The organism is Neptunomonas marina, from assembly GCF_004005935.1.
Lineage (GTDB): Bacteria > Pseudomonadota > Gammaproteobacteria > Pseudomonadales > Balneatricaceae > Neptunomonas > Neptunomonas marina.
Genome location: NZ_SACQ01000001.1, coordinates 450,553 through 475,333, shown reverse-complemented (window position 1 = coordinate 475,333; position 24,781 = coordinate 450,553). Strand labels below are relative to the sequence as shown.

The 24,781-nt window shown below is 50.9% G+C and carries 22 protein-coding genes; 9 read left to right on the top strand and 13 right to left on the bottom strand.

All coding sequences use genetic code 11. The features are described 5' to 3' along the window. Nucleotides 1-103: 103 nt before the first annotated feature. Nucleotides 104-1,123: a YeiH family protein gene (locus EOE65_RS02200; RefSeq protein ID WP_127692652.1), complete on the bottom strand. Its 1,020-nt coding sequence runs from the start codon at nt 1,121-1,123 to the stop codon at nt 104-106. 113 nt (nt 1,124-1,236) lie between these two features. Between EOE65_RS02200 and EOE65_RS02195 the strand changes: the two genes are divergently transcribed. Continuing rightward, nucleotides 1,237-2,121, top strand: coding sequence for a LysR family transcriptional regulator (locus EOE65_RS02195; protein ID WP_127692651.1), 885 nt, complete (start codon nt 1,237-1,239; stop codon nt 2,119-2,121). A gap of 65 nt (nt 2,122-2,186) precedes the next feature. Here EOE65_RS02195 and EOE65_RS02190 read toward each other — a convergent pair whose 3' ends face one another. From EOE65_RS02190 to EOE65_RS02180, 3 genes are read right to left on the bottom strand one after another with little or no spacing between them, the layout of a single operon-like run. After that, nucleotides 2,187-2,504 carry a BolA family protein gene (locus EOE65_RS02190; protein WP_127692650.1) on the bottom strand — a complete coding sequence of 106 codons (318 nt, stop codon included), beginning with the start codon at nt 2,502-2,504 and terminating at the stop codon, nt 2,187-2,189. Further along, nucleotides 2,501-3,850, bottom strand: coding sequence for a DUF3422 family protein (locus EOE65_RS02185; protein ID WP_127692649.1), 1,350 nt, complete (start codon nt 3,848-3,850; stop codon nt 2,501-2,503). The genes EOE65_RS02190 and EOE65_RS02185 overlap by 4 nt, the downstream gene beginning before the upstream one ends. 15 nt (nt 3,851-3,865) lie before the next feature. Continuing rightward, nucleotides 3,866-4,234: a hypothetical protein gene (locus tag EOE65_RS02180; RefSeq protein WP_127692648.1), complete on the bottom strand. Its 369-nt coding sequence runs from the start codon at nt 4,232-4,234 to the stop codon at nt 3,866-3,868. A gap of 144 nt (nt 4,235-4,378) precedes the next feature. Here EOE65_RS02180 and EOE65_RS02175 point away from each other — a divergent pair, with 144 nt between their 5' ends. Next, nucleotides 4,379-4,942, top strand: a complete 564-nt coding sequence (locus EOE65_RS02175) for a hypothetical protein (protein ID WP_127692647.1) — start codon at nt 4,379-4,381, stop codon at nt 4,940-4,942. Nucleotides 4,943-5,311: 369 nt separating this feature from the next. Then, nucleotides 5,312-5,926 (top strand): hypothetical protein, encoded by a 615-nt coding sequence (locus EOE65_RS02170; RefSeq protein ID WP_127692646.1) that lies wholly within the window; start codon nt 5,312-5,314, stop codon nt 5,924-5,926. Nucleotides 5,927-6,012: 86 nt separating this feature from the next. Here the strand turns inward: EOE65_RS02170 and EOE65_RS02165 are convergent, their stop codons facing one another. From EOE65_RS02165 to rlmKL, 5 genes are all read right to left on the bottom strand, one after another. After that, the gene (locus tag EOE65_RS02165; RefSeq protein ID WP_127692645.1) at nt 6,013-9,444 is read right to left on the bottom strand and encodes an SbcC/MukB-like Walker B domain-containing protein; all 3,432 of its coding nucleotides are present in this window, start codon (nt 9,442-9,444) and stop codon (nt 6,013-6,015) included. After that, complete coding sequence (locus EOE65_RS02160) at nt 9,431-10,084, bottom strand: DUF4194 domain-containing protein (protein WP_127692644.1); 654 nt, start codon at nt 10,082-10,084, stop codon at nt 9,431-9,433. Before EOE65_RS02160 ends, EOE65_RS02165 begins: the two co-directional genes overlap by 14 nt. Beyond that, nucleotides 10,084-11,472: a Wadjet anti-phage system protein JetA family protein gene (locus tag EOE65_RS02155; protein WP_127692643.1), complete on the bottom strand. Its 1,389-nt coding sequence runs from the start codon at nt 11,470-11,472 to the stop codon at nt 10,084-10,086. Before EOE65_RS02155 ends, EOE65_RS02160 begins: the two co-directional genes overlap by 1 nt. Nucleotides 11,473-11,675: 203 nt before the next feature. After that, complete coding sequence (locus EOE65_RS02150) at nt 11,676-12,884, bottom strand: ammonium transporter (RefSeq protein WP_127692642.1); 1,209 nt, start codon at nt 12,882-12,884, stop codon at nt 11,676-11,678. Nucleotides 12,885-13,163: 279 nt separating this feature from the next. Continuing rightward, nucleotides 13,164-15,302 carry a bifunctional 23S rRNA (guanine(2069)-N(7))-methyltransferase RlmK/23S rRNA (guanine(2445)-N(2))-methyltransferase RlmL gene (gene rlmKL, locus EOE65_RS02145; RefSeq protein ID WP_127692641.1) on the bottom strand — a complete coding sequence of 713 codons (2,139 nt, stop codon included), beginning with the start codon at nt 15,300-15,302 and terminating at the stop codon, nt 13,164-13,166. Between the two features lie 338 nt (nt 15,303-15,640). Between rlmKL and rmf the strand changes: the two genes are divergently transcribed. Beyond that, nucleotides 15,641-15,847: a ribosome modulation factor gene (rmf, locus tag EOE65_RS02140; protein WP_127692640.1), complete on the top strand. Its 207-nt coding sequence runs from the start codon at nt 15,641-15,643 to the stop codon at nt 15,845-15,847. Between the two features lie 53 nt (nt 15,848-15,900). On the opposite strand, the gene EOE65_RS02135 is transcribed toward rmf, so the two are convergent. Then, nucleotides 15,901-16,926, bottom strand: a complete 1,026-nt coding sequence (locus tag EOE65_RS02135; RefSeq protein WP_127692639.1) for a quinone-dependent dihydroorotate dehydrogenase — start codon at nt 16,924-16,926, stop codon at nt 15,901-15,903. 79 nt (nt 16,927-17,005) lie between these two features. Next, nucleotides 17,006-17,227, bottom strand: a complete 222-nt coding sequence (locus EOE65_RS02130) for a DUF2835 domain-containing protein (protein ID WP_127692638.1) — start codon at nt 17,225-17,227, stop codon at nt 17,006-17,008. 165 nt (nt 17,228-17,392) lie between these two features. On the opposite strand from EOE65_RS02130, the gene EOE65_RS02125 reads away from it, so the two are divergent. Next, nucleotides 17,393-19,138: a BatD family protein gene (locus EOE65_RS02125; protein WP_127692637.1), complete on the top strand. Its 1,746-nt coding sequence runs from the start codon at nt 17,393-17,395 to the stop codon at nt 19,136-19,138. After that, a complete protein-coding gene (locus EOE65_RS02120) occupies nt 19,135-19,956 on the top strand; it encodes an ion channel (protein WP_127692636.1) in 822 nt (273 codons plus the stop codon). Before EOE65_RS02125 ends, EOE65_RS02120 begins: the two co-directional genes overlap by 4 nt. Nucleotides 19,957-19,969: 13 nt before the next feature. Here EOE65_RS02120 and EOE65_RS02115 read toward each other — a convergent pair whose 3' ends face one another. Next, nucleotides 19,970-20,869 carry a TIGR01777 family oxidoreductase gene (locus EOE65_RS02115; RefSeq protein WP_127692635.1) on the bottom strand — a complete coding sequence of 300 codons (900 nt, stop codon included), beginning with the start codon at nt 20,867-20,869 and terminating at the stop codon, nt 19,970-19,972. A gap of 89 nt (nt 20,870-20,958) precedes the next feature. Between EOE65_RS02115 and EOE65_RS02110 the strand changes: the two genes are divergently transcribed. The 3 genes from EOE65_RS02110 to EOE65_RS02100 all read left to right on the top strand — a co-directional run bounded on the left by EOE65_RS02110 (nt 20,959) and on the right by EOE65_RS02100 (nt 23,672). Next, nucleotides 20,959-21,579: a riboflavin synthase subunit alpha gene (locus EOE65_RS02110; protein ID WP_127692634.1), complete on the top strand. Its 621-nt coding sequence runs from the start codon at nt 20,959-20,961 to the stop codon at nt 21,577-21,579. Nucleotides 21,580-21,597: 18 nt separating this feature from the next. After that, a complete protein-coding gene (locus tag EOE65_RS02105) occupies nt 21,598-22,323 on the top strand; it encodes a YciC family protein (protein WP_127692633.1) in 726 nt (241 codons plus the stop codon). Between the two features lie 83 nt (nt 22,324-22,406). Further along, nucleotides 22,407-23,672 (top strand): HDOD domain-containing protein, encoded by a 1,266-nt coding sequence (locus EOE65_RS02100; protein WP_127692632.1) that lies wholly within the window; start codon nt 22,407-22,409, stop codon nt 23,670-23,672. Nucleotides 23,673-23,709: 37 nt separating this feature from the next. On the opposite strand, the gene ypfJ is transcribed toward EOE65_RS02100, so the two are convergent. Continuing rightward, on the bottom strand, nt 23,710-24,618 hold the full coding sequence (ypfJ, locus tag EOE65_RS02095) for a KPN_02809 family neutral zinc metallopeptidase (protein WP_127692631.1): 909 nt from the start codon (nt 24,616-24,618) through the stop codon (nt 23,710-23,712). Nucleotides 24,619-24,781: the final 163 nt, after the last annotated feature.

The window sequence follows — 24,781 nt, the reverse complement described above, 5'->3', positions numbered from 1 at the left end:
TATAGACCCAAACCACAGCACCTCGTGGTTTGGGATGACTCTTGGTTTCACGCACAAAAAAAAGCGCCGACAGGCGCTTTTTTATTTCAGGTTGATTGAAGCGTTAGCCGCCAATCAGCCAAATATTCAAGAAGTAGCCACCGAAGATCAGCAGTATGAACAGAATCAGTGCAAGTAGGATTGGCTTAACACCGGCTTGTCGCATTGTCTTCCATTGGGTTTGCGTGCCTAAAGCTGCCATCGCGATGGCCAGTAGTAGCTGGCTTGCAAGTTGAAGGCCGGTCAGCGTAACCTCAGGAATCGCAATAACACTGTTGATCCCTGCCGCAGCCAAGAAGCCAAACACGAACCAAGGGATCGTAATTTTACCCTTCTCCGCATCACCCGTTGCTAAGCGCATCATTGCGGCACTCAAGATCACGATAAAGGGCGCCAGCATCATCACGCGGATAAGCTTCACCACAACAGCGTTCTCAAGAGCGGTAATGCCCGTGGTATCGCCTGAAGCTAACGCTTGCTGTGCCACGGTATCACCAGCAGCCACCGCTTGAGCCACCTCATGAACCGTACTACCGATATAGATACCGAAGGCTTCTGGTGACATGCTAGAAAGCTGGAAGATAAACGGGTAGCTGAACATCGCGATAGTGCCGAATAACACCACGGTACCCACGGCTATCGTGACGCTTTGCTGGCGTGCTTTTAGCGCTGATTCAGTTGCAAGTACGGCAGCTGCGCCACAAATCGCACTCCCTGCAGATGTCAGGATGGCCACTTCGCGGTCAAGCTTGAACACCTTGATACCTAAGTATGCGCCAACGCAGAACACCGTTGTGATAACAATCGCATCCAAGATTACCGCTTCCCAGCCGACTGCTAAAATCTGCTGAAAGCTTAAGCTAAAGCCAAAGAGGATGATCCCGCCGCGCAGCAACTTCTGCTGACAGAACTTAGTGAACTTCATCTCTTTGTCTGTCGCGGTGCGACGCGAGATATGTCCCCAAGTGATACCGATAATAATTGCTAGCGGCAGCGCGCTAAGGCCAACTTGAGCGATCTCTGGCACACGCGAAAGGAGCAGAGCCGAGATTGCGATAATAGGTAGTGCGATGATAAGAGACATGATTGCCCCCGAAGTTTCTTATTAGTTAATGAATGGGCCTATGATCTTCTCCTACCATTTGTTAGTAAAATGGATTATTTTTAAGTAAAACATAAGTAAAACCGAACAATAAAATGAGCTTAAATCTACGCCAGTTAAAACTCTTTGAAGCCACAGCGCGGCTTGGCCGCCTGACCCATGCAGCAGATGAGCAAGCGATCAGCCAATCTGCAGCTAGCCAAGCGATTAAGGAGCTTGAATCACACCTCGGTTACCCGCTCTTTCAGCGTGTAGGTCGCGAGCTGAATATGACGCCCGCCGCGCATGACGTATTGCCGCGTGTGATTCAGATCATCGAGTTAACAGATAGCCTCAAAGCACCCGAGGCCAAAAGCTTGTCAGGCATCCTGCGCATCGCAGCCAGTGTGACGATCGCCAACTACCTGCTGCCAGAGCTGGTTGCAGAGTTCCTAGCAGATCATCCGCTCGTGACGCCCGACATCGCCATTGCTAACACCTATGGCGTGATTGAAGCCGTAGAGCGCGGGCAAGCGCATCTGGGCTTAATTGAAGGCCCAGCGCTGCATCGTCAACTCGCCATTACCCATTGGCGTGATGACGCCTTACAGGTGTTTTGCACCCCTGATCACCCGCTGGCATCACAAGGCCGCATCGATGCCGATGAGGTGGCCACACAGCGCTGGATTCTGCGCGAAGACGGCTCGGGCACACGGTTGATTTTTGATGCTGCGGTACAGCAGATTAAACAACAGGTAAAAGTGGCTTTTGCACTCAACCGCCAAGAGGCGATTAAACGCTCGGTGCGCGCGGGCTTGGGAATTGGTTGTTTATCGCGGTTATCAATTGCCGAAGAGGTTGAGCGCGGTGAACTGGTAGTGATAGAAACGCCGCTTGAGCTATCACGGCGCCTCTCGATTGTCGCGCAGCCTAGCGCCTCGACTAACCCATTGGTGGAAACCTTCGAGGCGTTTATTCAGCGCAGCAGCTCAGATCTGTAAAAGCCTAGCTCTAGACAAGCTCAGTACGTTAAAAACGTAGATCTGTGCAAACGTAGCAAAAAGAGTTACTGGTCGGCTTTCGAGCCGCCCAAACAGTTAGGCGATGGCATCACTTCAGCATTGCGCGCTTGCCACTCCTCTGCGGTGTAAAGGTGCATCGCTAACGCGTGTACTGGCCCTGCCAACTCATCGGCAAGCACACGGTAGATAAGCTGATGGCGCTGCACCAACCGCTTGCCCGCAAAACCTTCTGACACCACCACCAATTTGAAGTGGCTGTCGGTTGCAGGGCCAGAGTGCATATGGCTTTCGTTCTCGAGTTGTAGATGCGCCACCGCCAACTCCGCACGCAATTTATTTTCGATTGTTTCCGCAATTGTCATTTTTTCTTCGCCTTATTACGCGCCATCTCGTCTGCTAAATCGGCGCTACGTTGCTCTTTCGCCAATGCGAGAAAGTGCTTATGGATCTTACGTGTTGCTAACCACACACCGGCGATCACCACCGGTACCGAGATGCCCACCGCAAGATTTTTATCAAATTCAACGCCCGCATCATACAGGGCTTCAAGGACAAGTTTAATCAGGCCAACACTGTAGTAACTGATCGCCGCGACTGAGAGGCCCTCCACAGTGTGCTGCATCATCAGTTGTATTTTCGAGCGCCGATCCATTGAGGCCAATAGCTGCTGGTTTTGCGCCTGAATCGACAGCTCTACCCGCGTACGCATCATATCCGAGACACGGTCGATACGCTTCGACATATCTTCCAAACGCTCACCCACCGACTGACAGGTTCGAACAGCCGGTGTTAAGCGGCGCGTAAGAAATTCGGTGAGGGTTAAGTGGCCTGAAACCTCATCTTCGCGCAGCTCTGCTAAGCGCTTCAATACAAGATCATGATAGGCGCGTGTGGCTGAAAATCGGAACGTGGTGTGCGCCCGATAGTCTTCAACACGAGCCGCCATATCGGTTAATTCTGCAAGGATCGCCGGCTCATCCAAGCCCCCGCCTTTAGAGAGGCGTGCAGTTAGGTCTGCCAGTTGCCCATCCATCTCGCTAAGCGCCGGTGCGCAGTGTTTCGCATCTGGTAGCGCGATCAGCGCCATTAAACGGTAGGTCTCGATCTCCATTAAACGCTGGCACAAGCGGCCAATCTGGCTATCACTCATGCGGCGATTACAGATCAGAAAACGTCCAAAGCCATCATCGTGCAGCTGGAATGAGGTCCAAACCCGTGCATCGCCCTGTTGCGGGCTACTGCCGACTAAACGCATCCCCTCGAAGTGGCGTTTAACTTCGGGGATCATAAGTTCATCGGATTCATCACTGCGCTTGACCGAGAGGTGGATCGCCGTAACGAGCTGCCCCGGCAAACCGCGTAGCCACCCATCTGGCAGCGGTGTGACTCCCGTGGTTGCAAACGGGTTTTCGTCGTCTGTTGCTGAAAAGTCGATGAAGGTATAGGTCGTAAACTCAAGGTGCTTTTCGCGGCGCACTCGAAAACTGCCAATGTCCTCTTGGATACAGACATCATCGATCACCGGCGGAGCCACGCCCAACGCCGTAAACAACTGCTGAAAATGATGGAACTGCTCATCGTGCCCGCCAGAGCTATTCAACACACTGATATGGCTGATACGAGCAGGGCTGGTGATCACCTGAAACGGCCGCGAGTGCATCTCTTGATAAAGTGCATCGCGTAACGGGTGGAAAGCTAACTGCGTCATGGATTACCTCAACACTTAAAGCGCATCCGACAGCGGTGCAACCAGCAATGTATCGTCGGCTAAATCGAATGCCATAAGCTGAGGCTTCACCTCAAACCACTCGGCAAACAGTTCGGCGCTTAGTGGGCTGGGCCAGGCATCACCAAATTCATCCCACGCCGCAAGCTCGTTCTCAAAGATCGTTTGCCAACGCTGACCAATCGCTGCTGTTAGGTCTGCTTCATCCTCAACTTCATCGATAAGATAAACATTACCCTCTGCGAGTAAGCTCTCTCGCGACACAGGGCCTAGTGGCGCGTCTTCATCTGCGGGCAGCTGGAGCACCCAGTCAGCGAAAGGCGCTTTGGCGTGAATGGCCAGCGCGGAACGATTCAAGAGTTTCATGATACGGGCTCAACCTTTATACTCGGGTGAAATTTACTTCATACTATAATGATGCATATTCCCGTTATAAATCAATTAGAAACACGTGAGGAATGGGTGCGTTTTCTGCGCCGAGAGCGCTCTTACGCGTATATTAGCGCGCCTTTGTGTCTAATAGATTTACAAACGACCTACCTACAGATCACCCTACTAGACGAAACCATGCTCGATGGCCGCCAAGCGATTAAGTACAGCTTGGGATCCAGTGAAACGCTAGAACCAGCATGGCAGCTGATCAAAGGGTGTGAATGGCGCTTATCGCGCATTATTGCAGGCCTTGAAACACTAGACTTCAACACAAACGCACGCGATAACGACTTCGCGAATCAACTAAGCGCCCTATCGGTGCGTAAGTTCTATGCCAAAGATAAACGCCTACTGGCCCCCTCTTTGATCGGCGGCTTAGCGCCACTCACCAAGGTACCTGAGCAGTGGAGTATTACCGCAGCTATTGCCTTGTTAAGTAATGAGCAGTTTGAGCAGCCCCACTACCTAGCTCGGCCCGATAAACGCGCCCCCACTGAGCAACTCCTGCTGCAGATGCTTGACTCGCCGGAAGGGTGGGATATCACCGCAAACGGCGAAACCATCACCCTGTTCTACCACCAAAGCCCGGTGTTTAGTTGCCGCATAAAGCTGGACAACTACACGCCAAGGTTAAAGCGCTAGTGGTTTGGTGTGTTTAGGCAATAGAAAAGCAGTCGCCAGACTCTTATTAGATGAATACAAACCATTGATACCAAAACCCGCTCTTAATCAGCACACTATTAGATCAGAGAAAGCTTTGACCTCGTGTATATAAATAGCGTCTAGCTCAGAACAAACTGGTGAAGCTACATCTAGCCTTTTACTGCTTGAAGGAAAACTAAGAATAGTTCTGAGATAGTCGTATTTGATGGCTTGTATGAAACAACTTTGCATAGAAAAGCAAAACCAGTTCCCATATTCTCTGTCACGTCAATTGAAGATCAAAACCAACAAGTGGTTTATGTTGTTATTTTCAGGGCAAGATGCTCTATTCACTGTCAAGGAGGCTACGTGCAAGACTTCAGGTCAATTATCTATCTAGATAAAGAGTTCATTTCAGAGCAGTATGCGTACTCAAAAGATGTTTTTCCACAAACTAAAATAACAAAATCAGAGAGTATAAACACAGGTATCAAAGCCTTATTCGTCAGTGCAGGTACAAGCTCAATAGAAAGTAAGACTTTTGAACACACTACGACCCAGATGTTACATGAGCTAAGTAATGAACTCGCCGATTATGACGCCTTTAACAGCAAATTACATCAAGTAGGTTCAAGCTCAAAGTATGCTTGGGTTGACGGAGGCATGTTTCCCAGCGTTGTAACCGTCACGCGCAAGAAAAGCACAATACTCGGTAAGGCTCCTGCACTAAACTCCGAAGATCAGGAAAAACTGATTGCAGAAGAACCATATTTCTCCATACACGATCAAAATAGTAATAAGTTTGCGCTTATCACTAGCAGTGACTATTTTTCTTCTGGTATCGAGCCGTTACTCACTCTGCGAGAGTCAGTTGTAGGCGAGGTTGAGCTTAAAGTTAGAGCTCTACTTCGAGTCCTGCCAGCTAAGAGCTCGTTTAATGAGTGGTTGGCTATACCTCTTGTGGTTCTAGAACAAAGCGACTAACAAGCAGCTCGCACTGCTCTAGATAAAAAAGCCCCGATCTCTCGATCAGGGCTTTTTAGCGGTCTTTATGTTATCACACAGTTACTTTACACCAGCGCTTCCATATCCGCTTCTTCAAGACCGGCTTCCGCCATTAGCTTGCGCGGGTTATCGGAGTTAAGCAGCTCTTTGCCCTTTTCTGTGGGGAACTCCACATCAATATCCACCACACGGCCGTCGCGGCATACGTTGATAATGGTGTCCATACAGGATGAGAGGAGCGAGTACTTCTCGTCCGGTGCAGCGATGATGGTTTGCAGGCCAAGATCGGTCATAAAACCGAGCGATGTCACGGTGTTTTCAGAATCCAGCTTGTTAAACGCCTCATCAAAGACTGACAAGCTCATTCCACCCACCGGTTTGCCATCGACGCCCTCTTTCAAGCGGTATGCCGCACCCATCGCTGCCGCCATAGCAACATAGAAAGGCACTTGGTGCTCACCACCAGAACCGGTCTTAATCCGCTGAGACAGCGTGGTTTTACGGTTGCCGTTTAGGTCTTTCACCACCAGCTCAAAGTTGTAGAAGTTACGGTAGTCCTGCAGCAGGCTGCTCTCGCCTTCATCTTTGAGTACATCGTGAATCTTCGCCAATGCGTCTTGGTGCGGACGGTTTTCGTCATACTTCATATCGAATAACGACCCCACATTCGCTTGGTCTAGGCGTGTGTAGGCTTCTACCAGTTCCAGAATATCTTTCAGCTCTGGGTTTGGCATCATCTCAAAGGCGTACATTTCCCGATGGAATGGACGATGTTTGAGGTGGTTGTTCAGCTCGCGAATAAGATCTTTGATCTTGTTGATCTGATCATTCAGGTGCGCGACAAAGTCCGAACGGAACGCGGTTTCCGCCTCTAAACGGGCGCGTTCAGCTTTCTGCGTGTACTCCGCAAGCTCTGAATCACGCAGTGCTTGGAGCGTCTCATGTACGTACTGTTCCAGCTGATCGTGGCTTGAGTCTGGGCCAATACGGTCTAGCTCTTGATGGCTCAAACCACCGCCGTGGAATTTCGCTTTGTAGTTGGCAACGGCATCACGCACGGAGTATTTCTTCTTCTCGTGTAGCGATAGCTCAGACTGCGCTTTTTTAGCCGCTTCAAAGATGATGCGCTCTAGCTCACCGGCGCAGCTTTCATCAAGATAGTCACGCTTCTCTTGAGCTGATTGAGCATCAAATACGGCGTTATCTTCGCACTTGGCACGCGCTTGAGCGTGCTCTGCCATCTCTTGCGTCAACACTTCTAGCGCTGCGTTATCTTTGATCATGTTGGTACGCGCGCGCTGTAGCTTATCCATCAAGACGCGGTTTTTCTCTTCAGCCGCTTTTTGCTGCTCGGCCAACTCAGCAATGCGCTGCTGAATACCTGTGTCGTCGTGGTTGCGTAGATCGGTGATCGCTTGGCGATAACCGTCAATCTCGGTATTTAGCTGTGTACGCTGGTGCGATAATTCAAAGACGCTCTCAGTCGCGCCCGCTAGGCTCGTGGTTAGGTTGATCAAGTTGTCGCGCAGCTTTTCGAGCGCTTCATGGCGTTTACCCAACTCGGTAAACTCAGCCATCATCTCGTCCACTTGCTTGCCTTTGCTGGCCAACTGATCATCACGGCGGCGGATGCCCATAATCGGCGATTGTTCGTTAATCGCGGTGGTGGAGCCTTCCGATTGCAACATGCAGTCGTAAGTCAACGCACGCTCTTGGCGCAGTAGCTCGGCTTCAGTTTCCACGGCAATAACGCCGCCCAATGCACGGTTCATGTAACCTAGCGCATGGCGATCATCTGTTTCGATAAACTGCGCCAGTGAGTTGTGTTTCGCACGGTCGATCCAGTCACTGGTGCGCGCCGTGTTGACGATACGGCAGCCTTTCAGGTGGCGGCCTTTGCGGCGATACAGAGTGACCGCCTCTTTCACACGGTCTGGGTCAACAATCAATGCTTCACGGCGGGCGCCAAGGAAGGATTCAATCGCGATACGCCATTTGTCATCATTGATATCCACCAGCTCACAGATCGGTGTGGACTCGATGCCATAATCAGCAAGCAGCTCCATCAACTCACGAGTATTGTGGCGCACTGGCGCGCGGCCTTGCTTGAGCTGCTCCACCGCGCCTTTATGGCTCTGGATATTGGTGCGCAGCTCGTTGATACGAATCACCGACTCTTCAAACTTGCGGCCAATATCACGGCGTACAGAGTCCACACTCTCTTTAAGCTCATCCAGCGTGTTGTCTACCTCAACCGGCTCAGGCGGCCATACATCCGCCATCATATCTTCACCGGTACGCCATAGATCAACCGACTTTTTCACCAGCGGCACAAAGGTGTCTGGCAGTAGGTTTTCATAATGAGAAAAGCCCACGGTGGTGCGGAATAGGTTATAAACGTTTTGGATCTTATCTTTTACAACGCTCTCTTCATGCTGTTTGCCCGCAATCGAGTTTTCTAGCGCTTTGATTTGGTGAGCCGTATCGGAGTTATTCAACTGTGCCCGCGCATCGGCCAACGCTTGCATGACGCCGCTCATCTCAGTGGCGTGTGCTTCAATCGCGGTTTGTACCTCGTGCTCTTTTTCGCGGTTGGTTTCTAGGCGCTCTTGGGCATCTTCTTTCTTGAGGTCTGCGTTTTCAAAGCGTGTCTCGTGTACCACCCACTCATATTCGGCGGCGTTTTTCACATTACGATGGATCCCTTTACAGAGATCTTCAATACGCTCTAGCTCCTCAATACGATGCGAAACCTCCTGCATTTTGGTTTCCATCGCGCGGTATTCATCAAGCGATTTACGAAACGCACCCACGTGAACGATATTCTCGTCGAGTACAAAGTCACGTACGAACTTAGTTGGGCTATCAATGGGTACAAAACGCAGAGCATTCTTGAAGTTTTTAATAAACTTCTCATCGTCATTTGGCATTTGCGGGTCGTGGCTGAGCGTCGTCACAACCTCGCGCACAAAGCGTGCTGCCCGCTTTTCTAGCAGCATATCGGGGCACTGCTGCATCAGTTCAGCGCGCACCGTGTTCCAAGGCTTGGGTAGACGGCCATCGCCTTCACGTACCGAGAAGTCATCTAACCCAACGGAGAAATTAGGCAGAATAAAGCGCCCTAGCACCTCCTCATCAGGGGATGCTGTTGAGGCAGCAATCGCTACGCCAATACAGGTTTCCTGTGCTGTTTCGGTATCAAAGAAGCTCAAGGCCATATAGCTGATGCTATCTTCACGCGCCGTGGCTTTCTTCGCGCCATCATCCAAGTAACCTAAGCAGTAGGTACGCAACGAGCGCTCGCTCTTTTGCCCTGCCGAGGCATTGAAGCTCAAGTGGCGTTTGTGGCCACCCATTAATACGGTTTGGATGGCGTCCAATAACGATGATTTACCCGAGCCGTTCGGGCCTACAATGGCAACATTGCCCTTAATTGGCACCTCAACAGCGCCCAGTACGTACCAGTTAACCAGAACGATGCGGTTAAGCTGTTTCATTGTCTGTCTCCTGCTCCTCGGCTTGCTCTTCTGTTTCGTTCAGCGCATCTCGGCTATTTTCGGTATCACACAGCGCTTCTAGCTGGCCGATATAGTCCTCTACAACGACCTGACGGATCGTTGGCAAAATCGCGAACAGGATATTTTTCGGTTCCGTCTCATTTGGCTTCCCGCGCTCAATCACTCCGTGGCGGGCAAACAACGCCAAAATCTCTTTAAGACGCGTCTCGTTGGGAATCTCTTTGCCGGTTAGGTTCTCGTATAACGAGAGCAGCGCATTACTCGAGGTGAATGCACGGCCACTATCAACCTCAAAGTTTTCCAGCTTCTCTTCATATTGTTGGCGCAAACAGAGCAGCAACAAGGATTCGTCAAGGCGCAGTTTCAAGTTGCGCTCTTCACCTTGCGGCAAGATGCCAAGGTAGGCTTCATCAGGCTGATAGATCACCGACCAGCCAATCGCCTCAAAGAGGTTTTTGAAGTAATCGATATGCGATGCGATCAGAAAATAGCTATCGCGATGCGAAGGCCGATCTGCATGCAGGAACTGGTGAGTCAGCAGCAGGTTAGCCGCGTGTGTGAAATCACCAGCAGCGTATTTGTCACTGCGGCTTATAATTTTTTGCAGGTCCCCAAGCATTAGCTTTTCCTATAAATCACAAAGTCTCGACACTCAACCATTTCGGCGACTTGAGTGTACTCATCGTTAAACTGAATATTGAACTGCTGCGCCGTTTTTTTCGCTTGCTTACCCAGCGATGCCAAGTGGCGAATGTAACTAAAGCAGATGTAGTCCTCGATTGTTTCGATAGAGAACTCACTGGCTTTTACTTCGTCGCGGCCCTCAAAGTGACGATTTAAGTATGCATCGATCCGGTCAATTTTAACCTCACGACGCTCCTTAAACTCTTTGAATAGCTCGCGCATCTGGATAACACGCGGGTCGATCACTTGTTGGCGAATCACCTTCGGCTCTGCTTGAATACGGCGTCTGACCGGCGAACGAATACTCGATGGCGAGATAAAGCCCACCTCCTCAAGAGAGTCTGGTAGCGGCAAGTCATCACGCTGGGCCACCTCAGCGATCACCCGTGACAGGCGTGATGCCAGCCCCGGCGTGGTTTTATCCATGTAACGCACGGTATCGGCAACGCGCTTCTCAAGGCGATAACGGAAATCGTCGATAATATCTAAGCGCTGATCCACCGACTCAAAGATGCGGATAATACGGTTAATGTGGGTATGCACCATCGCTTCGGCATCTTCATAACTGCACTCAAACTGCTCTTGATAGTGCTTTATCAAGCTATCGAGCTTGACGGTGTCGAACTGAAGATCACGCAGCAAGCTGAGTATCTGGCGACGGAAACGGAACGGGTTATTTTTGGTTTTGAGCGTTTTGTAATCAGATACCAAGATATGCTCAACAAAACGATCAAAGAACCCTCTTACCACCTCTTGCGGGCTGCTCGACTTTGCCAAGCTGATCTTCAGCTCACGCAAGCCAAGCATCATATCGGTTAGGTGGGCACTGAATTCTGCCGCCGTCGTTGCAGCCTCCGATAGCGTAATGCCACGCCCCACAGGATCATTGACCGCCGACTCTAACGAGCTCAGCACGTTAAGCACCGCGCCACCGTAGGAGCGCTTCTCCAGATTCGAAATCGATACTAACGAGCGCAGCAGAAAGCTGATCGAAGGCGAGATCAACACGAAGGTTCGGTAGATCCGCTGCTCCTCTTCCAACCAGCCCGTCACGACTAAACGTCGATAGATACGGTTGGTATATTCAGCCGCTGAGCGCGGTGCATCTTCTTCGCCCTCCTCTTCGGGCTCCCAACGGCGTACACCTAAGCGCACCACCGCCTCTTCAATGGAAGAGCGCACCAAATCTTTAGGTACGAAAGGGTCGATAAGGTCTTCATCGAAGAAGAGATCTGCTAGTTTCAGCAGAACGGCTTGGTAGATATGGCGGTTCTTTCCCGATAGGGGTAAGAAGAGATCATCCGGTAGCTTATTGAAAAGCATTAAACACCCAGTCCTAGCCTGTGCCGCCCCGTCTCGTGCGGCGAGCAGTTAGTGAAGTAAACGATGAATTTTAGCCTAGCTAGACAGAGGGATAAAGGCAGGATGCAGCTAACTTGTATTTAGCGTGCAATTGTTTGTTTTTACAGCACGTTTAACGCAAAACGGGGAGTCTAGCTCCCCGTTGTTCGGTATGACTGGCGCGTTTAGTCGATAGACGTTGATTCGATTTTATGGATACTCAAATCAGCACCGTTAAACTCTTCCTCTTCATCGAGGCGAATACCACTAATGGCTCGGATACCACCATAAACAATACCCGCACCCACGACAGCAATCACAATACCCGCAACCGTGCCAATAAGCTGAGCCATGAACGATACGCCACCCAAGCCACCCAGCGCTTCAGAGCCGAAAATACCCGCAGCAAGACCGCCCCAAACACCACACAAACCGTGTAAAGGCCACACACCTAGCACATCATCGATACGCCATTTGTTTTGCGCCAACGTAAAGACGTAAACGAAGATGGCACCCGCAATACCGCCAATAAACAATGCACCGATCGGGTGCACCACATCAGAGCCTGCACAGATCGCAACTAAGCCTGCCAACGGGCCGTTATGGATAAAGCCTGGGTCATTTTTACCAAAAATAAGCGCGGTAATAATGCCGCCAACCATCGCCATCAAAGAGTTCACAGCCACCAGACCAGAGATGCCATCAAGTGTTTGCGCACTCATGACATTAAAACCGAACCAGCCGATACACAGAATCCACGCACCTAACGCCAGAAACGGAATGTTCGAAGGCGGGAAAGCCATCAAACGACCATTACGATAGCGACCTTTACGTACACCTAGCAGCAACACCGCAACCAAGCCGATCCAACCGCCCACGCCGTGCACAACAACAGAGCCCGCGAAATCGTGGAAGCCCGCACCAAACGTGGTCTCAAGCCAGCTCTGGAAACCAAAGTTACCATTCCAGATAATGCCCTCGAACAATGGATATACCAGCGCCACACACAAAGAGGATGCAACCAAAATGGGCCAAAACTTGGCGCGCTCGGCAATACCACCTGAAACAATCGCTGGGATTGCCGCAGCAAAGGTCATTAAGAAGAAGAACTTAACCAGCTCATAACCGTTGCCTTCGGCCAGCGTCGCCGCATCGCTAAAGAAGGTGATGTCGTACGCCACCCAGTACCCGATAAAGAAGTATGCCACGGCTGAAAAGCCAAAGTCGGTCATAATCTTAACCAGCGCATTCACTTGGTTTTTATGCCGTACGGTACCGACTTCGAGGAAGGCGAAGCCTGCATGCATAGCGAACACCATAATGGCGCCCATCAGAATAAAAAGGGTATTCGAGCTTTGAATCAGTGTTTCAACGGCACTGTTAACTGTATCCACGCAGTGGTCCTCCCCTGGTGCGACGCAAGATCGCACTTGTTTGGTGCATTTTTGTAGTTATTGGAACCAAGTCGGTGCGCAAAAAGCGCGGCACCGAAACAGTGCGAAGGCTATCTCATAGCAAAAATATCGTAAGCTATTGATATCAATGAAATAGTTTTTAGCACTCTTGGAAATACCTCGAATCGATCTATCAAAAAACCAATTCACTCACCAAAGAGAAGCACAGGACGTGCCAAAGTAGTGCCACGCACTACTTTGGTGTAACAGAGAGGAAAATTAAGGCCAGCGCACCTCAAATGCACTGTGGATTCGCGTGTTACGTTTAAAGTCTGGATCAATTGTCTGGGCGGAGATTTCGGTCACATCAAACATCGCCAGCGCCTCATAATCCATCTTGAAACGGCGATAGTTATTGGAAAAGATCAACTTACCTTCTGGGCGCAGCAGACGCATCGCTAACCGGATCAGCTCAACATGATCACGCTGAACATCGAGTACATCTTGCATACGTTTAGAGTTCGAGAAGGTCGGCGGATCCATAAAGATCAGATCGAACTGCGGCTTACGCTGCTTTTTCAACCAAACGAGACAGTCAGACTGAATAAAGTGCTGATGCTTATCACTAAAGCCATTGGCCGCCATATTCTTCATCGCCCACTGCAAATAGGTCGCCGACATATCCACGCTAGTGGTGGTTTTGGCTCCACCAACGGCTGCATGGACACTCGCGGTCGCGGTGTAACAGAACAGGTTGAGAAAATCCTTACCTGCCGCTTCCTGCTGGATCATGCGGCGAACAGGGCGGTGATCAAGGAAAACTCCGGTATCCAAGTAGTCGTGCAGATTGACGCGTAAACGACAGCCCGCCTCCCCTACTTCAAAAAACTTGCCCTTAGCACCCTGTTTCTCATACTGATTGGTGCCTGTTTGGCGCTTGCGCTGCTTCAAGACAACGCGGCTAAGGGGAACCTCCAGTACCTCAGGAATGGCCGCCATCACATCTTTAATGCGGTCAAATGCACGCACTTTGTCGACCGATTTTGGCGGTGCGTACTCCTGAACGTGCACCCAGTCCCCATAAAGATCAACCGCTACAGCGAACTCAGGAATATCGGCGTCGTATAGGCGATAGCAATCGATATCGTTCTGCTTCACCCATTTACGCATCGCCTTTAAGTTCTTCTTTAAACGGTTCGCGAACATCTGGGCTTGTTCCGATAGCTCTTGGCTCTCTGATTCTTCAGCTTGCGCCAACTGCTCAGCGCTTTTGCGGTACAGCGTATACAGGAACAGCTGGCTATCGATGGGGCCGTTCTTCAGCTTATAAACACGATCTGTTTTGAGGCCAACCGCTTGGCAAAGGTCGGGGTTACCGGTAAAAATTGCCGCACGCCAGCCGCCAAAGCGCGACTTGAGCGCATCACCGATGCCACGATAAAGAAACATCAGTGCCGACGATTCACCTAAACGTTCGCCGTATGGCGGGTTCGTAACCAATAAGCCACCTGCCTCGTTAGGCGGTGCCATATCCTTCACATCACGACGCTCAAAGGTAATGAACGCACTTAAACCCGCTCGCTCCGCGTTAGCACGAGCCATGTTCAATACTTTCGTGTCGATGTCCGAACCAAAAAACACCGGCTCTAACGAAGCTAATCCCGCCTCTCTGCGCTGCTGTGCATTATCGAGCAGAGTTTGCCAAAGCTGCGCATCATGTTGCTTCCAGCGCTCAAAACCGTGTTCAGACCGCAACAGCCCCGGTGCAACATCAGCCTTCATCAACGCAGCTTCTATCAAAATTGTGCCCGAGCCGCACATAGGGTCCAGTACCGAGGGGTATTCAGTTGCGCATTTGGGCCACTGAGCACGATACAACAGCGCCGCAGCTAGGTTCTCTTTAATCGGTGCCGCACCAGATTCAGTACGATAGTCACGTCGGTGCAGACTCTCGCCCGATAGATCAATAGACACCACCAAGCGACCACGATAGATATGCGCATGAACACGTAAGTCCGGCTGGTCACGGTCCACACTCGGGCGGCAGTTAAAACGATCACGGAACTGGTCAACAATCGCATCCTTAACTTTGAGCGACGCAAAATGTGTATGGTTGATCGATTTTGTCGAGCCGGTGAAGTTAACGCTGAGCGAGCCTGACTGATCCAGATGCTCTGACCAATCCACCTCTTGCACCGCCGCATATAGCTGCTCTGCCGTTTCTACTACTGCCTCAGTCACCGGCATCAGCACGCGGTTTGCCAAGCGCGACCACAAACAAGCGGCATATGCGCTTTCAAGCGAACCGCTAAACTCAGCGCCCGATGCGGTTTGCTTCACCTCTTCTGCACCAAGTGCCGTTAACTCATCGACTAGGAGAGGTTCAAGCCCTTTTGGGCAGGTCGCAAGAAATTTCATTGAGAGTCCACATTAAATTAGCTGTTATAAGGTGAGAGCATAGCCGACTCACCGTTCGATAGCGAAACTGCACTTCTTTACCATTCTATGAAATTATTTCACACAGCCTTTTCACTTGAAGAAGCAAGGATAACTACATGAAAAATTCATCTTTTTGCATCCGCTAACAATTAAAAGTTAAAGTTTGATTACTTTTTTAAATTACAAACTCTATTTTTTTTTCGATATGAATGGGGTCTGTGATGAGCCACAAGGACGAGTCACAGCATTCTTGGAGAATATCCGGTCTCAGATATTCACTCACGTCTTTAAACCAACGTACGAGAGGCGATTTTTTTATGAAGAGACAGAAACGAGATAAAGCTTCAACTCTTTTCAATCGCGGATTCCAAGCAGGTATCGATGGCAAATCGCGCGACACATGCCCAGTTACCGTCACGGAGCTGCGCAGCCACTGGATGAGTGGCTGGCGCCAAGGACGAGAAGCCCATTGGGGCGGTATGACCGGCGTGTCTGCGATTCAGGCTCATCCGGCATTACACTAGAACGTGTTCCCCTTTTTACAACAATCCATGCTCCCCACTTCGTGGGGAGTTTTTTATTTTGGCAGTGCCTGAATCGCGCGAACTGAATCAGTTACCAGCGATGGGCCGCGGTAGATGAAACCCGAATAAACTTGTACCAAGCTTGCACCCGCCTCGATTTTCTCAGCGGCGTCAAAGCCCTCGGTAATCCCGCCTACACCGATAATAGGTAGCGCGCCATCCAAGGCTTGCGAAAGGGTGCGAATCACTTTAGTTGACTTATTACGCACCGGCGCACCGCTTAAGCCACCCGCTTCATCTTTGAGAGGAGAGCTCTCTACCCCTTCACGAGACAGCGTTGTATTCGTTGCGATCACACCATCCATCTCGTAAGTTTTGAGAGCATTGGCAACCATATAGGTCTCTTCTTCGTTCATATCTGGCGCGATCTTCACCGCGATAGGTACGTAACGGTCGTGCAGATGAACCTGCTTAGCCTGCTCATTTTTGAGCGCCTCTAGCAAGGTATTGAGAGATTCACCGAACTGCAATGTCCGTAGCCCTGGCGTGTTTGGTGACGATACATTCACCGTGATGTAGCTCGCACGTGAGTAAACTTTACGCAGGCAGTAGATGTAGTCATCATTCGCTTGCTCGTTCGGCGTATCTTTGTTCTTACCAATATTGATACCCAAAACACCGTTGAAACGCGCTTTATCAACATTGGCTAGCAAGGCGTCTACACCCGCATTATTGAAACCCATACGGTTGATAATAGCGTTGTGCTCAGGGATACGGAAAAGACGCGGTTTCGGGTTACCCGCTTGCGGGCGTGGTGTTACGGTGCCGACTTCGATAAAGCCAAAGCCCATCGCCGCCAAACCGTCGATAGCTGAGCCATTTTTATCAAGGCCAGCCGCCAAACCCACACGGTTGGGGAAACGAATCCCCATCACCTCGACCGGATCTTCTAGTGTTTGCGCCCCCATCAAGCTCGGCAAGCCCAACGCGGCCGCTGCATTCATGCCACCTAATGCAAGATTGTGAGAACGCTCTGCGTCCATTTGAAACATCAAAGATCGAGCGAGATTGTAAAACATAGGTGGCTCCTGCTAAAAAGTTGCGGGCATTATATCCACCTGCTCACTTTTTTACAGCCAGTATCTGCACCGCTCCTGTCTATACAACGCGCCGAATGCCGGAAAACTTACCCGCAGCATCAAACTCAATACAAAAGGTGCCACGAATACCACTATGTAACAGAAAGGGTTTGAGGATATTGGCAGGAAACTGCACCCGGCGACCATCTCGCGCACGCGTGTTCACCACACAACCGGGACGTTGGTATTGGCGAACGTACTGATCAGGAGAGATATTTAAGTCAATTAGGATTTTGTTCATTCTTAACACACTGTAAAAACCACCACTGCCGCACCCGACCACACCGAAAACACATGCATCAGCAGCGCTTACTAAAACTCATGCGCCTTGCTCGACAAGTCGTTGATATCAATAGTAGCTTGCTCAATAATGTGCTGACTAGTCTGTCCCTTTACAGGAAATGGAATGCGCTCCTATTTGTTCTTGCTGATTAGCCTATTGGCGCCACTTTGCCACGCAGAGGTAAACACTTACCTAAGCCGGTACACCATTGCACAGCAAGAAACAGTCCGCCTCACCATTGAAGTTACGCATCAAGAAGCGATCTCTCGTCCGGACCTAAGCGGTCTTGGCAATGATTTTGTCGTGGTGGGTAGTAAGAAAGTCACTATCTCCAACCGCCTGCGCAGCGGCAGCCAAGCCACAACTCGCTGGCAAATTCTCTTGCGACCACGTAAAAGCGGCGAGATCACCATCGCTCCAATCGCCGTGCACGGAGAGTCATCTCTGCCGCTCACACTCAAGGTGATTGGCCCAAGAGTTAGTATTCGCCGTAACAGCTCGCTGCCTGCACCCGAACCTGAGCAAACTGCACCTGCGGCACTGATGCAAACCGAGGTGGAGCACCGCCAAGGGTATGAGGGCAGCGAGTTTCATTATATCGCCAAGTTTTTGCATCAAGCGCCTCTTTCAAACGATCAACTGCTGCGCGCGCCCTATCTCGATAAGGCTCTCATCCTCGAAAATGGTACACCGCAAGAGGAGCAGGTGATCTACCGTGGCCAGCCCTACTACCAAACTCTCTATCGCTATCTGATCTACCCAGATAGCGCAGAGGAGAACCGTATTGAGCCTCCGCGCTTCACCGGAACGTCCACCGACGGTACATTTTACGATGCCCGTGGCGAGACCATTAAGTTAGATGTGCTACCACGGCCACAGAACAACTCCCGTGGTTACTGGTTGCCCGCAGATCGCTTAGAGCTATCCGATTCGTTTCAGCAACCCGAACGCTTAGAGCCGGGCAGCACGCTTATTCGCACACTCACCTTGCAAGCCTTTGGCCTTCCCGCGGAGCGGCTGCCTTCACTGGCACCGTTGCAAAACGAACTTGCCGAACTCACTCTGTTGGATACCGACCTATCAGAGACATTTACGCCAGAGGGGCTTATCAGCACCCGTGTCGAACGCGTACAAATTACGGTGAAAGAGCGCGGTGAAGTCACACTTCCGCCCATCGATATCTACTGGTGGGATACGTATGAAGACCGTGGAAAAGTTGCCTCACTGGCGCCTGTAATTCTGCGTGTAGCGCCATCCTCAGGTGACGCACCGCCACAGGTCTCGTCTACGTTGACCAATACGAACTCGGAAGCAATAGCGACCGGTACATCAAGTACAACTGCTCCTCAAAGCGCACCAGCGCCCGAGAGCGCTGATACAGAGGCCAACACAAGCGAAGATCGTTCCAGCTTAATGCCGTTGGTCAGTATTTTGGTATTGATCAGTATTATCTCCTCTTTAGGCTGGCTCTATACCTTCAACCGCCTTAAAAATCGCGCACCTAAGACAGATGACGAGCACTCACCGCGCCCTGCGCCTGAAGAAACCCGCCGCCGCTCGCTCAAGCTCGCTGAGCACAATGCCTATAGCGCTCTGGCGCAAGCGTGCCAAAACAACCAAGTGGACTTAGCTAAAATCCGCTTGATCGACTGGGCCCAACGTTTTTGGCCAGAAGCTCAGATCAATAATTGCGAAGGCATTAGCAAAGCAGCTAAGAACCAAACGCTGGACTTTCTTATCATCGACCTTGAGCAACACTTTTACCGTGATGATAAAACCCAGTGGCAAGGTGACCTGCTGTTGCAAGCGATCGAAACGCTAAGACGCCGACGCAAGCGCCAAATGGATACGGGCGAGGAGCGCGTATGACAAGTCCAGCCATAGACAGGCACTCCGCGTTTTTAAGCCGCATCGGCTTGGGTGGGGTGGCCGATGACGAGAACAAGCGAGCCAAAAAGTGTGCGCGCCTGCTGGAAGTGCCCATGATACTGGTGGCGCTGTGGATCATCATCGACTGGTATCTTGAGGCAAAGGGCTACCCGGTTGACGCGCTTGAAGGTCTCACCGATTGGATCACGTGGCTCAGTTTTACCGCCGAGGCGGCGCTACTGCTTACCCTCGTTGATGACCGTTGGCGCTATATCAAGCAGAACTGGCTCAACTTGATGATCGTAGCGATGGGGCTACCGATCATTTGGGGCGTTGAAGTGTTCTATGCCGCGGGCCTGCGTACGCTACGCATGTTCATTATGCTGAGCATTTTCGTCCGACTCTCAACCGATGTGCGGCGCGTATTATCCAAGCACCACCTCGGCCTTACCTTGTTTATCTGCTTCTGGATCATGGTCTTTTCAGGGCTGCTTATCTCCGGTATCGACCCGGCTTTCGAGAGCGCCTCTGATGGTATTTGGTGGGCGTGGGTAACGGTCACTACCGTAGGTTATGGGGATCTTGTTCCCAGTACACCGGAGGGCCGCATCTTTGGCGCGCTGCTTATCTTGATGGGTATCGGCCTGTTCTCAATGCTCACAGCAAGCTTCTCGGTGCTGTTTATCACTCAAGATGAGAAAAAACTACACAAAGAGCAGCTGAATAGCATCCGCCGCGTTGCCGATATCGAAAAGCGTCTCGAACGCATCGAACAAAAACTTGAACAGACACTCGATAGGCTCGACAGAGGGCCCTAGCTCAGTTTATCAACTAAACCGATGCAGCCAGCGCCTCTTTGAGCTCAGGGTATTTAAAGGTAAAGCCCGCTTCCAACAAACGGGCCGGGAAGACTCGTTGTCCTTGGGTTAACAGCTCACTGGCTTCACCCAGCATTAACTCCATCACTACCGCGGGCATCCGCAGTTTGGCAGGACGATTCACGGCGCGCCCCAGTGCGTGACTGAAGGTCTCATTGGTCACCGCACCCGGTGCGGTCAGATTGAATGGCCCTTGCAGCGTGTCATGCGCCACCAAGAACTGAATGGCAGCCACCTCGTCGTCAAGATGAACCCACGACATCCATTGCAAGCCATGCCCTATTGGGCCACCCAGCCCAAGCTTAAAAGGCGTTATCATTTTCTTGAGTGCACCGCCATTAGGCCCGACAACAACACCCGTTCTGAGCGTACACACTCGGCTGCCCAGTTTGGTCTGCGCGTTTTGCGCAGCATTTTCCCAGTCACGACACAAGTCATGAGTAAACCCCGGTGCAACCGAGCCCTGTTCATCCAAGGGCGAGCCGCCCGAGTGGCTGCCGTAGAAACCGATTGCCGAGCCACTAATAAAACAGTTTGGCTGTGCACCAATCGATTCTAAATCGTTGATAAGCTGCTCTGTAAAGGCGATTCGGCTATCACGCAACAGCGCTTTGCGGTGCTCACTCCAGCGCTTGTCAACGATCGGAGCCCCGGCCAAATTAACAACAACATCGATGTTTGCATCGAGCTCTTTGATATCGTCTGGGCTAACAGCGTGTACCTGCTGGCCCAGCAGCTTAGCCACCTTGTGAGGTTGTCGAGAAACAACGGTCACAGTGTTCCCTGATTTAATCAGCTCTTTAACAAGCTGCTGTCCAATAAACCCTGTTCCACCGGTCACCAGATAGTTCATCTTCACTCCTCGAGATGTGAGTATTTTTTCGTTTTATACGTTATCCTTTGCGCTTCAGATTTAAAGCGTTGGAGATAGAAAGACTGCCTATGTTTACAGGTATAGTGCAAGGTAAGGCGGAAGTCACTGCAATTGAGCACCGCGAGCAGTTTATGACGTTGCAAGTTAAACTCCCGATGGAGGCAGCGAACAACCTCCAGACCGGTGCGAGTATCGCTATTAACGGCACCTGCCTGACAATCACGGCGTTCAAAGACACGTTAGTCTCGTTTGATGTGATCTCAGAGACCCTTAGAGTCACCAACCTTGGCAAGCTGCAACTCAATGACGTGGTGAACTTTGAGCGCGCTGCGAAATTCGGTGACGAGATTGGTGGACATCTTCTGTCTGGACATGTCTCTGACCAAGCGGAGATCACAGCGATCGATCGGGATGACAATAACTGTATTCTGTGGCTAAAACCTGCCGCGGCTATGTTGCCTTATATATTGCCTAAAGGGTTTGTTGCTTTGAACGGCTGTAGCCTGACCATTGGCGAGGTTCGTGATCAGCAGTTCAATATCTATCTCATCCCTGAAACGCTGGCCGTTACAACGTTTGGAGAGGTAAAAGTTGGTGATAGGATCAACCTAGAGGTTGATCCCCAGACCCAAGCCGTTGTCGATACGGTTAATCGCTACCTTGAAGCCAATCCAATAGGATCCAAATAAAGGGACTCTCTCGATACTATGTCAGCGCTAAATACCCTTGACCTGCTCAAACAAACGTTCTTTTTCTTCCGCCGTAACCTAGCGGCGATAGCGGCGATCCAGTTGCCATTTTTGATCGCTTTGAACCTGCTCGCCTCTTGGATCGAGAGCAATGCGGGTGAATCAACCGACCTCAGCCAACAAATGGCCTATCTTGCCCTGCTGCGGCTAACACTTTTACCGATCTTCTGGGGCGCCACTATTCTCTACATTCAGTCTAAGGTCGATGGTAATGATTACTCGCCATCGCAAGCCGTGTTCGCAAGCTTGCGATTCTGGCGCAGCTTATTGCTCGTGTTCCTTCTCTCTGGCATGGCTATTTTTACTGGCTTGATGTTCTTCATCATCCCTGGCATCTACATCGGCGTGCGCCTAGCGTTTGCTGACTTCATCTGCGTCGTAGAGAGAAAACCCGTATTTGAGAGCCTAAAACAGAGCTGGGAAGACACCAAAGATTACTTTTGGCTGCTGCTACAAGGTTTACTTATTCTGTATCCGGGTTTGCAAATCGCCGAACTGTACTTTGCGCAAACCTTTGCTGGCGATGGCGGCTCCAATTGGCTGCTGGAACTGGTCATCTTTGTGACATTAGACCTATTGAGTGTGCTAGCGCTTATTTACGGTTTCCGGGTTTACTGCGTCATGCGTGATGAACAGCGGCCAGAAGACCGTATCAGCAACCCTGATAATGACTCAAATCAGTAACAGTTAGCATTGCCCGGCGCCATCAAAACATTTTATAGTGCGCGCACTATAATGTAAGCAGTACCCAATTTTCGGGAATATTGATGTCGAAAATAGCCTCACTTGGTAGCCGGGCCACAAAGATGATCCTGTTTGATCCTGAATCAGCACAGGTAAACTGGCCGCAAATGATCACCCGTGTCGGTAAAGCATGGGAGATCTCGCGCATCGACCATGTTGATCTGTTAATTGAACAGGTTGCGCACTCACAGGTCGATGCAGTGTTTGTATGTAAGTCTTTGAAGGGGTTGATCGAGATTGACCTTTTTCGCCGCCTTCAGGAGATCAGCCCGACCACTCTGAGATTCCAGCTGGGTACATCAATCGAGTCGCCGCGCTCACTCGCGCAAAAGCTTGAGTTGACTCACCGAATCTTTGAGCGTCCAGACGACGTGAGCCAAGTGGTCGGCACTGTCAACTATCTGCTCAAAATCAGCCGCTTAACAAGCCGCAGCAAGCTACGCCAGTTTCTGAGCAAAGAAAATGATATCGCATCGGCTCCCAAGGTATACCACGACCTGAATATTGAGCTGAACGCGGAGGCTACACATGCATCGCGTATCGCTGCGATTATCGAACAAGACCCCGCGCTAACTGCCAAAATTATCAAGGTCGCCAACTCGCCTTTCTTTGGATTGCCGCGCCCTATTAGCCAGATTCCCGAGGCGATCTCCATCATTGGTATTCGCAAGCTAAGAGCGTTAGTGGTTTCGAGCTATATCTATGGGCACTTTCCACCGCACCCAAAATGGGGCCACTTCTCGTTCGAGGATATGAACGCTCGCGCAATACTCGTTGCACGCTTAGCGATGGATATTGCCAAAGAAGCCCGAGCGCCAAAAATCATCGCCGAGCAAGCGTATCTGGCAGGGTTGCTGCACAATATTGGTATTATCATCATGGCTTCTCAAGCACCTGGGCTGTACCAGAAAGCCTTGCAGTTAGCGGCCCACGAAAACATGCCCTTACATGCTGCCGAACGCAAAGTTGCGGGGTTCTATCATGGTGAGATTGGCGCGACATTGATGGCTATGTGGAATATTCCACCACGTGCGGTTGAAGCGATATTGTTACATTCAATACCAAAGCTATCTGAGGAGCGCGGCTTCCAACCGCTCACTGCAGTACATGTCGCTGATGCGCTTATTCCCGCTAAAATGGGCAACACCAACCTGCCCATCAACTCCCAACTGTCAGAGGCGTATTTAGAACAAGCAGGTGTTAGACAAGATCTACACAGGTGGCGCCTGATGGCTGCTGACTACCGGCAAAAGATCCATACAGCAACCAGTGATCAGACCAACAGATAAACAGGGGCCCAATGGCCCCTGTTTTATGGACGGCTAATTAAATCGGTTGCTGAAAAGTATCGCAGGCAGCCATGTTGCCCTTCTCGAAACCACGCTTGAACCATTTAACGCGCTGCGCCGATGAGCCATGCGTGAAAGAGTCTGGGGTCACATAACCACGTGACTGTTTTTGTAATGTGTCGTCGCCAATAGCGCTTGCCGCTCTCAGGCCCTCTTCAAGGTCGCCAGGCTCAAGCATCTTACGCTCATGGTGAGCTTTGTTCGCCCACACACCGGCTAAGCAGTCTGCTTGTAGCTCTTGGCGCACAGAGAGCTGGTTAGCACGTGCTTTGTCGACACCGCGTTTCGCTTCATGAACCTTCGCTGAGATCCCTAGCAGCGTTTGAATATGATGGCCCACCTCATGCGCTAACACGTATGCTTGCGCAAAGTCACCTGGTGCTTTGAAGCGCTGGCTCAGCTCGGTATAAAAGCCAAGGTCGATATAGATCTGTTGATCGGCGGGGCAATAGAAAGGCCCGACGGCTGACTGCGCCGTACCGCAAGCCGACTTCACTGCATTGCGAAATAGTACTAAGCGCGGCTCTTTGTATTGCCGCCCACTCGCGGTAAAAATCTGCCCCCACGTATCTTCAGTATCCGCCAAAATAACCGATATAAACTCCGCGAGCTCTTGCTCCTGAGCAGTCTGCTGAACCGACTGAGGAGCGCTTTGCTGAGGCATCGGTTGCCCAGTCAAAACCGATAAAATCGTGCCAAGGTTGCCCGTCATCAAGCCATAGCCGCCAACAACAACAGCTAAAACAAGCGTCCCCTTAACACCTAAAAATTTAATAAGCATCGGTAGCAGCCTTAACGCGCCACCACCGCCAACCCCCATAGAGGGTGGTTGATCCCCTCGTCTATCCTCAACGTTTTCACTTGATCGATTGCCACGCCAGCGCATCACAGTGTCCTTTTTATCGGTTAGAGATAGTTAGCATACGCCTAACGCGCCAAATATTAACTGAATTATCACCACGCGCCACACCGCGCCCCAACCGACTTGATACGTCACAAAAGCGTCATCATTTGGTCAACTAGTGGTCATGTGATCGCCATACTCTGAA